This is a genomic window from Pseudomonas aylmerensis (genome assembly GCF_001702265.1).
Lineage (GTDB): Bacteria > Pseudomonadota > Gammaproteobacteria > Pseudomonadales > Pseudomonadaceae > Aquipseudomonas > Aquipseudomonas aylmerensis.
In genome coordinates, this window is the sequence record NZ_MAUE01000017.1 from 52572 (window position 1) to 63897 (window position 11326).

9 protein-coding genes, 1 tRNA gene and 1 pseudogene are annotated in these 11326 nt (G+C 60.6%); 6 read left to right on the forward strand and 5 right to left on the reverse strand.

All coding sequences use genetic code 11. The features are described 5' to 3' along the window. Positions 1–75: 75 nt before the first annotated feature. From BBG20_RS13645 to BBG20_RS13655, 3 genes are read left to right on the forward strand one after another with little or no spacing between them, the layout of a single operon-like run. Positions 76–861, forward strand: coding sequence for an enoyl-CoA hydratase (locus BBG20_RS13645; protein WP_065904333.1), 786 nt, complete (start codon positions 76–78; stop codon positions 859–861). A 2-nt stretch (positions 862–863) separates the two neighbouring features. Then, positions 864–2393 carry a 3-hydroxyacyl-CoA dehydrogenase gene (locus tag BBG20_RS13650; protein WP_065904335.1) on the forward strand — a complete coding sequence of 510 codons (1530 nt, stop codon included), beginning with the start codon at positions 864–866 and terminating at the stop codon, positions 2391–2393. Positions 2394–2419: 26 nt separating this feature from the next. Continuing rightward, positions 2420–3652 carry a CaiB/BaiF CoA transferase family protein gene (locus BBG20_RS13655; protein ID WP_065904337.1) on the forward strand — a complete coding sequence of 411 codons (1233 nt, stop codon included), beginning with the start codon at positions 2420–2422 and terminating at the stop codon, positions 3650–3652. Here BBG20_RS13655 and lldD read toward each other — a convergent pair. Continuing rightward, on the reverse strand, positions 3649–4779 hold the full coding sequence (gene lldD, locus BBG20_RS13660) for an FMN-dependent L-lactate dehydrogenase LldD (RefSeq protein ID WP_065904338.1): 1131 nt from the start codon (positions 4777–4779) through the stop codon (positions 3649–3651). The two genes, BBG20_RS13655 and lldD, sit on opposite strands and share 4 nt — an antisense overlap. A gap of 101 nt (positions 4780–4880) precedes the next feature. On the opposite strand from lldD, the gene BBG20_RS13665 reads away from it, so the two are divergent. From BBG20_RS13665 to BBG20_RS13675, 3 genes and pseudogenes are all read left to right on the forward strand, one after another. Next, complete coding sequence (locus BBG20_RS13665; protein ID WP_065904339.1) at positions 4881–5777, forward strand: LysR family transcriptional regulator; 897 nt, start codon at positions 4881–4883, stop codon at positions 5775–5777. Between the two features lie 60 nt (positions 5778–5837). Then, positions 5838–5913, forward strand: a tRNA-Asn gene (locus BBG20_RS13670). Positions 5914–6037: 124 nt separating this feature from the next. After that, a pseudogene (locus tag BBG20_RS13675) lies at positions 6038–6325 on the forward strand (ParA family protein); the annotation flags it as partial. An 89-nt stretch (positions 6326–6414) separates the two neighbouring features. Here the strand turns inward: BBG20_RS13675 and BBG20_RS13680 are convergent. The 4 genes from BBG20_RS13680 to BBG20_RS13695 all read right to left on the reverse strand — a co-directional run bounded on the left by BBG20_RS13680 (position 6415) and on the right by BBG20_RS13695 (position 11291). Further along, complete coding sequence (locus tag BBG20_RS13680; RefSeq protein ID WP_065904340.1) at positions 6415–6639, reverse strand: hypothetical protein; 225 nt, start codon at positions 6637–6639, stop codon at positions 6415–6417. A 107-nt stretch (positions 6640–6746) separates the two neighbouring features. Continuing rightward, positions 6747–9164 carry an ATP-binding protein gene (locus BBG20_RS13685; RefSeq protein ID WP_083221392.1) on the reverse strand — a complete coding sequence of 806 codons (2418 nt, stop codon included), beginning with the start codon at positions 9162–9164 and terminating at the stop codon, positions 6747–6749. A gap of 2 nt (positions 9165–9166) precedes the next feature. Next, positions 9167–9826 (reverse strand): response regulator transcription factor, encoded by a 660-nt coding sequence (locus BBG20_RS13690; protein ID WP_065904342.1) that lies wholly within the window; start codon positions 9824–9826, stop codon positions 9167–9169. Positions 9827–9986: 160 nt separating this feature from the next. Beyond that, positions 9987–11291 carry an EAL domain-containing protein gene (locus BBG20_RS13695; RefSeq protein ID WP_065904344.1) on the reverse strand — a complete coding sequence of 435 codons (1305 nt, stop codon included), beginning with the start codon at positions 11289–11291 and terminating at the stop codon, positions 9987–9989. Positions 11292–11326: the final 35 nt, after the last annotated feature.

Below are 11326 nucleotides of genomic sequence, written 5' to 3' on the forward strand. Positions count from 1 at the left end.
TAAATACGGAATGTTATTTCGCACAGCGAAACAAGTGACAGGCCGACTAACAAGAACGTTGCAGCAGGAGTGAATGTGACCAGCGCAGACCAACCCGTGGTAACCCTCGACGTCCACGACAACGGCGTGGCCGTGGTCCGTATTCATCGCCCCGAGGTCAAGAACGCCCTGAATGCCCAGGTGCGTGAGGCCCTTGCCGAGCATTTTCGGGCACTCGCCAAGCGCCGCGAGGTGCGTGCGATTGTGCTGACCGGTGGCGCGCAGTTTTTTGTCGCCGGAGCCGATATCAAAGAGTTCGCCAGCGCAGGCGCAATCGATATGTATCGACGCCACACCGAGTACCTGTGGGAAGCCATCAGCCGTTGCCCCAAACCGGTGATTGCCGCGGTCAACGGGTTTGCCCTGGGCGGCGGTTGCGAGTTGGCGATGCATTGCGACCTGATCGTCGCCGGCGAATCGGCGCGGTTTGCCCAGCCGGAGGTCAAGCTGGGCTTGATGCCGGGGGCGGGCGGCACCCAGCGGTTGATCCGCGCGGTGGGTAAGTTCCAGGCGATGCGCATCGCGCTCACCGGATGCATGGTCGGCGCACGAGAAGCCTTGGCGATGGGCATGCTCAGCGAAGTCGTCAGCGACGACCAGGCCCTGCCTCGGGCGCTGGAGCTGGCGGCGCAGATTGCCGCACTGCCGCCCCTGGCAGTCGAGCAGATCAAGGAAGTGATGCTGGCCGGTGCCGACCTGCCGCTGGAAAGTGCGCTGGTACTGGAGCGCAAGGCCTTCCAGTTGTTGTTCGATTCAAAGGACCAGAAGGAGGGCGCTGCGGCGTTCTTCGAGAAACGCACGCCTGAATACCGGGGGGAATAAGCATGACCGACACCCTTAATACGTTGGGCCTGGTGGGCACCGGTGTGATGGGCGCGGGCATTGCGCAGATCGCCGCTCAAGCCGGTGTGGCGGTGCGCCTGTTCGATGCCCGCGACGGCGCTGCGCAAGCGGCCCGCGACAACCTCGGCGCCACGTTTGCCAAGTTGGTGGGCAAGGGCAAGATCAGCCAGGCGGCGATGGATGCGGCGTGGGCCAACGTGCAGGTGGTTGAGCTTATCGATGACCTGCAGCATTGCGATCTGGTGGTCGAAGCCATCGTCGAAAATCTCGACGCCAAGCGCGGCCTGCTGCAACAGCTGGAAGGCATTGTCAGCCCGCATTGCATCCTCGCCACTAACACGTCCTCGCTGTCCGTGACCGCCATCGCCACCGGCTGTCGCTACCCGGAACGCGTGGCGGGCCTGCACTTTTTCAACCCGGTGCCGTTGATGCGCGTCGTGGAAGTCATCGACGGGCTGGCCACGGCGCCGCACGTCGCCACCGCGCTGCTCGCATTGGTTGCACGCATGGGCCATCGCGGCGTGCGCGCCAAGGACACCCCGGGCTTCATCGTCAACCACGCCGGGCGCGCCTATGGCACTGAAGCCCTGAAGATGCTCGACGAAGGCATTGCCGCGCGGGGCGATATCGACCGCATCCTGCGTGACGGCGCCGGCTTCCGCATGGGGCCGCTGGAACTGCTCGACCTCACCGGCCTGGACGTGTCACACCCGGTGATGGAATCGATCTACACCCAGTTCTACCAGGAGCCGCGCTACCGGCCGTCACCGCTGACCCGGCAGATGCTGGTGGGCGGGCGCCTCGGGCGCAAGACCGGACAGGGTTTCTACCGCTATGAAAACGGTCAGGTGGTGGACGCCCCGCAGCCTCAGCCCGTACCGACGGTGCGGCAACAGCCACCGGTGTGGATCGCCACCGAAAACAGCGAAGACCATGCGCGCCTCAGTGCCTTGTTGATCGACCTCGGCGCCCAGCTGGAAAACACCCCACAACCGTCGGCAGAGGCGCTGTGCCTGCTGGCACCTTATGGGCGGGACGCGACCAGCGCGTCGGTGCACTTCGGCACCGACCCGGCGCGCACCGTGTGCATCGATGTGCTGACGGACCTGTCGCGCCAGCGCACCCTGATGCAAACCCCCCTGACCTCTGCCGCCATGCGTGATGCCGCGCATGCCTTGCTCGCGGCGGATGGCGTCGGGGTGACCGTGATCGGTGACAGTGTCGGTTTTGTCGCCCAGCGCACCCTGGCGATGGTGGTCAACCTCGGCTGCGACATCGCCCAGCAACGGATCGCCACCCCCGCCGATATCGACCAGGCGGTGCAATTGGGCCTGGGCTATCCCAACGGCCCGCTGGCCTGGGGCGATGCACTTGGCCCGCAGAGAATACTGACAATTTTGCAGCGCATGAGCGAGCTCACCCATGACCCGCGCTACCGCCCCAGTCCCTGGTTGCGGCGGCGGGCGTTGCTGGGGATTTCCCTGCGCCATGAAGAGCCGGCAGTCGGCTGATTTCCCAACCTCACAGGATAAGAACAATGGGTGCATTGACAGGTTTGCGGGTACTGGATTTAAGCCGTGTGTTGGCCGGCCCGTGGTGTGGGCAAGTGCTGGCGGACCTCGGCGCGGAAGTGATCAAGATCGAACGGCCGCAAAGCGGTGACGACACACGCGGCTGGGGCCCGCCGTGGATGAAGACCGACACCGGCGAGTCGTCCGGGCAGGCGTCTTATTACCAGTCCACCAATCGCGGCAAATTGTCGGTGGCTATCGATCTGGCCAGCACGGAGGGGCAAGAGTTGGTACGGGCGCTGGCGGCGAGTTCCGATGTGTTGATCGAGAATTATAAGGCCGGTTCCCTGGCCCGCTACGGCCTGGATTACGCGACCCTGGCAGAGATCAATCCACGCCTGGTGTATTGCTCCATCACCGGTTTTGGCCAGACCGGCCCGCGTGCCGAAGAACCGGGCTACGACTTCATCATCCAGGGCATCGGTGGCCTGATGAGCATCACCGGCGAGCGTGACGATCTGCCGGGCGGCGGCCCGCAAAAAGTCGGCGTGGCCTTTTCCGACCTGATGACCGGCCTGTATTCCACGGTGGCGATCCAGGCCGCGCTGCTCAGCCGCGAGCGCACAGGCGTCGGCCAGCATATCGACATGGCCTTGCTCGACGTGCAGGTCGCGACTTTGGCCAACCAGAGCATGAACTACCTGGCCTCGGGCAAGGTGCCGCAGCGCTATGGCAACGCCCACGCCAATATCGTGCCTTACCAGGTGTTCCGGGCAGCCGACCGCGACTTCATCATTGCCTGTGGCAACGACAGCCAGTTCGTCGCGTTGTGCCAGAGCATCGGCTTGCCGCACCTGCCGGATGACCCGCGCTTTCGCCGCAATGCCGACCGCGTGGCCCATCGCGCCGAGATCGTCGAGTTGCTCTCGGCGCACTTTCTCGAGCGTACGGCCGATGAGTGGGTGGCGTGCATTCACGCCTCGAAGGTGCCGGTGGGGGCGATCAACTCCATCGCGCAATCGCTGGAAGAGCCGCAAGTGATCGCGCGCAACTTGATGGTGAAAATCCCCCACCCGCAGAATCCCGATTTCGCCATGGTCGGCAGCCCGATCAAGATGTCCGGGACGCCGGTGGAATATGTGCGGCCGGCGCCGATGCTGGGGCAACACACCGATGATATTCTCGGGCAGCGGCTGGGCCTGTCGGCTGAGCAACTGGCACACCTCAAGGCGCGCGGTATCGTCGAGCAGCAGGGCTAGACCAGGGTGGTGCGGTCGATCTGGTCGATCGAAGTGACGCCGGTCAGGGTCATGGCCACGCGCATTTCCTTGGCGAAGATATCCAGCAGGTTCTCCACCCCGTGCTGGCCATCGGCGGCCAGTGCATAGGCAGTCGCGCGGCCCAGCAGGCACGCCTTGGCGCCCAGGGCGAGCATGCGCACCACGTCCAGTCCGGAACGGATGCCGGAGTCGACCAGCACCGTGAGGTCATCGCCGACCGCATCGGCAATCGGTGGCAGCGCCTTGGCGGTGGACAGCACGCCGTCGAGCTGGCGGCCACCATGGTTGGAGACCACGATGCCATCGGCGCCAAAACTCACAGCGTCCTTAGCGTCCTGCGGGTCGAGGATGCCCTTGATGATCATCGGGCCCTTCCAGAACTCGCGGATCCACTCCAGGTCTTTCCAACTGATCGACGGGTCGAAGTTGTTGGCCAGCCAGCCAATGTAGTCTTCCAGGTGCGTCGGTTTGCCGAGGTATCTGGAGATATTGCCGAGGTCGTGCGGACGTCCCATCAGGCCCACATCGAAGGCCCATTGTGGCTTGGTGACGGCCTGCAGCATGCGCCGCTGTGCCGCGAACGGACCCGACATGCCCGAATGCGCATCGCGATAGCGCGCGCCAGGTGTGGGCATGTCGACCGTGAATACCAGCGTGGTGACCCCGGCCGCCTGGGCGCGCTCCAGCGCATTGCGCATGAAGCCACGGTCCTTGAGCACATATAGCTGGAACCAGATCGACTGCGGGCTCTGCGACGCCACTTCTTCAATCGAACACACCGACACCGTCGACAGGCAGAAGGGAATGCCCTGCTTGGCCGCCGCCTTAGCCGCCTGCACTTCACCGCGTCGCGCGTACATGCCGGTCAGGCCGACGGGGCTGAGGATCACCGGCATCGCCAATTCCTGGCCGAACACGCTGGTTTTCAGGCTCAGGTTGTCGACATTGCGCAGGACGCGCTGGCGCAGGCTGATCTCGGCCAGGTCCGAACTGTTCGCGCGCATCGTGTGCTCGGCGTAGGCGCCGCCATCGATGTAGTCGAACAGAAAGCGCGGCAGCTTGCGTTTGGCGGCGGCGCGGTAATCGGAAGCGGACGAGATGATCATCAACAGTGTCTCCACAAGGCAAGGTGGCTTGAGGATAAGGAAATTTATGGTATGATAAAAACAACTTTTATCACTGGCATCCAGTCGCAAAGGGAATACCGATGAACCTCAGAACACTGCGCGCCTTTGTCGAAGTGGTCCGCCAGGGCGGTTTCTCCCAGGCGGCCGAGGTGGTCTCCCTGACCCAGTCCACCGTGAGCAAGGCGGTCAAGACCCTGGAGGACGAACTGGGCACGCCGCTGCTCAACCGCCTGGGCCACCGCAACGAACTCACCGCCGCCGGCGAAATCGCCTATCGCCGGGCCCTGGTGCTGCTCGCCGAACGCAACGACCTGGTGGCCGAGATCAACGACCTGCGCGGCCTCAAGCGCGGTGTATTGCGCATTGGCCTGCCACCGGTGGGCTGCGGCGTGCTGTTCGCGACCATGTTCGCCACCTACCGCAGCCGCTACCCGGACATCGACATCGAACTCACCGAATACGGCAGCAAACGCCTGCGCGAATGCCTGGAAGCGGGGGAGGTCGACCTCGCCGCCTTGCTGCTGCCGGTGGATGAAGCGTTCGACTACCAGCCCGTGCGCAATGAACCGCTGATGGCGGTGTTGCCCATCAGCCACCCGCTGGCGCGGCGCTCACGCATCGACTTTACCGACCTCGCCGATTCACCGTTCATCCTCTTCGAAGCCGGCTTCGCCCTCAACGCCAAGATCCTCGCCGCCTGCGAGCGCAAAGGCGTCACGCCGCGGGTCACCGCACGCAGCGGGCAGATCGACTTCATCGTCGACCTGGTCGCCGCCGGCCTCGGCGTCGCCTTCCTGCCGCGTATGCTGGCGCACAAACACCAACACCCCGGCATCGCCCTGATCCCCCTGGACGAACCCCACACCGACTGGCACATCGCCCTGGCCTGGCGCACCAACGCCCACCTGCCACCGGCAGCCCTGGCCTGGCTGGAACTGGCAAAGGAGCACCGGCTCGCAACCGGTCATCCGGTTTAATCACTTGAAATACCAGAGAAAGCTTGACTTCTCCTTTTCAATCAGTAACATACGGCGCATTCCGCGATAGCTCAGTTGGTAGAGCAAATGACTGTTAATCATTGGGTCCCTGGTTCGAGTCCAGGTCGTGGAGCCAGACATTGAGAAAAGCCTGCAGAGATGCAGGCTTTTTTTTGCCTTGGATTTTTCCGGGGTGATCAAAGCGCACAGCGTGGCCAGCATGAAGCCGTCTCAAATCTTACGATTCAGAGGGAAGCTCCATGAAAGTCGCTGCAGTCGTTTCAACCAAAGGCGGGCCGGGTAAGACCACGGTTGGCGCCAATTTAGGTGCGTCCTGCGCCGATGCAGGTCTTCGAACCCTACTTATTGATCTTGATAACCAGCCATCGCTGTCGTCGTTCTACGCGCTATCGCATGAAGCGCCAGGGGGCACCTATCAACTGATCGCGAATAATGAGACCCGGGCCGACCAGATCATCTCCCAAACCTGCATTCCCAATCTCTCGCTGATTCACTCCAATGATCCTTTCAACCGGTTGAGCAATCTGAATCGCCCTGGCAGTTCCAACATCTACCTTCAGTACGAGCGACAAAGCTGAACAGCTTCTCTGCCGGGATGGAGAAATTTGGCAGGGGTTTAACTGATCAGTGCCTCATATTCTCGCGTGGCCATTTCCTTTGAAAGTTCGCGCAAAAATTCCGCCTCGCTTTGCAGCAGCGTGACGATATTTAGGACATTACTGGCTTCAGCCGCGGTCAACTTGCGCAATAGACTCAGCAAGTCAACGGCGCAAGCTTCGTTAACGGAGGCGGACTCTATCAGCCTTAGTTGCCGTCTTTGAATCTCGTGCAAAGGATCCATCATTCAAGCCTTGGGAGTGGTTGAGTTGTCTTTAGCTGACAAGACCGATTTTCGGAGGGGAGGGCGGTGAATTAAATCAGACTGCTCTTAATTCACAGACCAGAATCTCAATCTGCCGGAGGGGAGGCGGGCGGGTCGAAAACGGGGTGACTGAAGCTGGTGGAGCGAAACCCAAGAAGCAGTTCCTGTAAGGTCGTGGCGTAGGTTGGGTCGCTCCACGGCGTGGCAGTCCTGAGAAGGGCCTCCAGCTGTCCCGCTTGGCGGGCCACATCTGGCCATTCGACACTGAGTGCTGCGCCGTGAAGACGGTGGGCTGCGTGGAGGGCCGGTTCCAGATTGCGCAGAACCATCCCTTCAAGCAGCGCCAGTAGATCCCGTTCCAATGCTTCAAGGATCTGCTGGTGGCCCACAGGTTGCCGTTGGGCGAAGGGGTGTGGCAGTAACGTCAGGGTCACGCCGCACCATAACTCGATTGCATCCTGCAACTTGCCAAGGCTGATCGGCTTGCTGAGGATGCCATCCATGCCGGCATCAAAGCACCGGGCGACATGCTGGTTGCCCGTAGAGGCGGAGATCGCAATGATGGGGCAGCGCGTTTGCGCGGCATCCTGTTCGATCATGCGGAACAGGCGCGTCAGCGAGTAGCCGTCCTGGTCCGGCAGGTCACAGTCCATCAAGATCAGGTCATAGGTGCCTTGTTCGAAGCAATCCACGGCCTGGGCGCCGTCCCTGGCGATCACCGGCGTGCAGCCGAAGCCCTCGATCTGTGCCTGCAATACCGCCTGGTTGGCGACGGTGTCCTCCACGACCAGAATGCGCAAGGCCTTTGGTGCGGATGCCTCTGACCGGATCGTGGCGGGGAGCACGGTTTCAGCCTCCGTCGCGTCGGGCGGCGCCAACTCTGCGGTCATCGACAGTTCAAAGCGCGTTCCCTTTCCTTGCGAACTGTCCAGTGTGAGGGTACCACCCATAAGTTTGAGCAGGTCGCGACAGATGACCAGCCCCAGGCCGGTGCCACCTGAGCGCTTATAGGATTGTGCTGCCTGGCTGTAAGGCTGGAACAGGCGCACCTGGCTTTCCGGGCTCAGGCCGATACCGGTATCGGTGACGGTCAATCGCAGCTGCTTGTCGCGCGACGAAGGCAGGTCACTGATCGCATAAGCAACTTCCACGCCGCCGATTTCGGTGAACTTGATGGCATTGGACAGCAGATTGTGCAGCACCTGGCCAAGGCGGGTACTGTCGAGCATCAAGAGTGGCAGGTGGGATTCGCCATTGACGCTGATCGATAAATGCTTCTCCCGGGCCCGCAAGCGATGCAGGTCAACGACGTTATGCACCAGGGTGCCGATGTTCATCGGCTCATATTCAAGCTTGACTTGCCCCGCATCAAGCTTGGAAATATCCAGTACGTCATTGAGCAACCTCAGTAACGACTGTGCGCCATGGTTGGCTAGGTCGGCAAAGTGCTGTTGTTGCTTGTCCAACGGCGTGTTGCACAACAGTTCGACGGCAGCCACCACCGCGTTCATAGGCGAGCGTATTTCATGGCTCATGACTGCCAGGAACATCGCCTTTTCCCGCTCATTTCGCTCGGCGCGCTGACGCATCCGCTGGGTTTGGTAAATTGTGATGAGCAATAGCAATACCACCAGGACAACTAACGCGATCTCATGAGGGTAGTGGGACATAACTTCCTTCAGCGGCAGGTCCTGCGTGGCATGTTCGAGCAGCCAATTGGCGTGCAAAGCGCGAACTTCGTCAGGGGTGACCGAGTCGAGCGTCTTCTGAATGATTGAGTGCAGTAAAGGCTCATCTTTTAGAGTGCTCATGCCAATTTGCGAGGCCATACCGGTGATCACTCCGGATATCTGCAACTGGCCCTGGAACTGTCGATACAGATATGGCAGCAGATAGGCTTCGGTGGCAACCGCAGCATCAGCAGTCCCTTCTGCAACTTGCTGCAGCATGGTCAGGGCGCTGCCGCCGATGATCAATTTCGCCCCAGGTGCCTTCGTCGCGAGGAAATCACTGTAGCGATCGAAGAACGGCAGAGTCACGGTCAGCCCGTCCAGCTGTTCGGCCTCGAAAAGAGGCCGGCTTCCGATGCGGGTGACGATAATCGTGGTGGTATTTAAATAGGCTGAAGTCAGCAGCAGCCGGGGGTCTTTACCACCTGGTCCATTAAGCCTGATGGTGGAGATAAGGTTCGCCTGACCGGTTATCAACAGCTCTATGCGCTCCTGGATTGAGTGGGCGGAAACATAGTCGATCTTCATGCCGGTCTTTTGGGAAATCAGCTGCAGGTATTCAGCCGACAACCCCTTGAGTCGGTCGTTCTCCACGTATTCGATTGGCGAAAGGTTGCCGACGACGGCAACTCGCAATACCGGGTGGCGTAGGATCCAGGCGCGCTCTTCATCGCTTAGATCCGGCCTGGGAGGCAGCACGCCGGCGCTTGCCGATGTTGCTGCCAGCAGCAGGCACAGGCTGGCGATCCAACGAACGCGGCTCCTGATCATCATGGCTAGTCCAGGGTTTTCATGATCTTGAACAAGCCGTTATTAGAGGTGACCCCAAGCTTGCGAAAAGCCATGGCCTTCTGCGTACTGATGGTCTTGATGCTGCGATTGAACTTCTCGGCGATCTCCGTCACCGTCATGCCTTCCAGATAGCAGCGGATCACTTCCTGCTCCCGAGCCGACAATGCCGCTCGCTGCAAAGCGTTGTCACTGATCGGCGTTTGCTCTGATTCACCGGACCTGGCTGCGTCTGCCACTTGGTAAGACATGTCGGCACTCAGATAGATGGCGCCCGAGGCAACGGTACGAATCGCCTTCACCAGGCTTCCCAGCCCTTCATCTTTACCTACAAAGCCTCGCGCGCCGACACGCAAGGCAAGCGACACGGTGGCCGACTCGTGATGGCTCGACAGCACCAGGATACGACAGTCAGGGAAGCGGCTTCGCAAGGCGCGAATTAGGGAGACGCCGTCCAGTTCATCCCGTCCCAGAGCAAAGTCCAGCAGCAAGACGTTGGCAGGTATTGTCGCCATGCCGCGTATCAATTCACGGCTGGTTTCATATACGCCAACAATCTCGATGGATGACTCTTCGACGAGGTGGCTGACAAGGCCGTGGCGTACCACTGCATGATCATCAAGGATCGCTATGCGTATGGTTTTCATGGTTGCCAATGGACACTCGAAAGTAGCCGGGTAACTAATCGATTAAAGACCATCTATCAACTCGTCTCCAGCAAAGGTATAAATATCGTTGAACCGTACCGTGATAGTGTCCGGCACGCGCGCGGTGACGTTTACAGGTTCAATGGACGCGAACGCATTCCTATGCGGTGATCATGCTCAGGAAGACATCGCTCTCCATGGGCCGGGCCAGGGCGAAGCCCTGCCCGGTGTTGCAGCCCAGCTTGCTCAGCAACTCGATAGTCTCGGTATCTTCAATACCCTCGGTGATCAGGTTGATATTGAATAACTGGGCCAGACCGACGATACCCGAGATGATTTCCGACGATTGCGCGAACTGGCCCACCGCACGCACCAAGGCACCGTCAATCTTCATCTCATCGAATGGCATTCGTGACAGCAGGGACAGCGTCGCGGCGCCGGCACCGAAGTCGTCCAGGGACACCGGAAAGCCTTTGGCGCGCAAAGCAGTGATCGAGGCTGAGAGGGCCAGCTCGCTATCGGGCGCCAGGTCTTCGGTCAGCTCGATTTTGAGACGTTTACAGGGCAACCCCGCCCGATGCATTTTTTGCGCAAGCCGTGTGGCCAGGCCATAGGCGCAGAGCGTTCGCGCTGAAGCGTTAATGGCGATGGGGATTTCAATGCCTGCACGGCTCAACTTACCCAGGGTGTCGATCACGGTCTTCTCGATAAAGCTGAACAACAATAGATCCAGCCCGAGCTGATTGATTATCGGGATCAGGACCGAGGGTGGCACATCCCCATGACGTGGGTGGTGCCAGCGGATCAGGGCTTCCGCGCCGACGATCGTTCGTGTCGCCAGGTCGTATTGGGGCTGGTAGACCACCCTTAATCCTTCGCCGGTAGCGAGGGCTGCTACCACCTCATCGTCATTCAGCAGTTGCTCCAGTTTTTCCTCGTGTGGACTGCGCGGCGACGGATGAGCGGTATGTGCCAGTTGACTGATTACCGCCAGGAATTGCTCGGGTTGTTGCTCCACAGCAATCTCTACCCGAATACCTGAAGCCCTGGCCAGGCGTGCATGGGAAGCCAGGGCTGCCTTCGAGACGCCATTAAGGGTGTGGGTCCAGCCCTGCTCAACACCAGCGGTCAGTAAACCGGGGGTGAGCGCAAGCTCGGATTGTTGCTGGGCGGTCCAGACGATATGCGGAATGCTGCAAAGCAGCCCGGAAGCATTCAGGTCGCTGACACAGCACGGCAGCATCAAGCTGTCGACATGGTCGGCGTGAACCTGCGCGACGATGATGTCGACAGGCTGCTTGCGCAAGCGTGTCATTAACTCGCTCAACGAATCGATGTGTTCGATATGAAAAAGGGGGCTCCCGTTGAGCTGCGTGGCTACGCGATGGGCGTACTGCTCGTCACTGGCCAGGATGACCAGGCTTTGCAGGGCGCGCTCGGAGGGAACGATGACTTGGGCTGCCATCTGTTGATGCTCGGTGGTTGTAGTGAGGCCACATT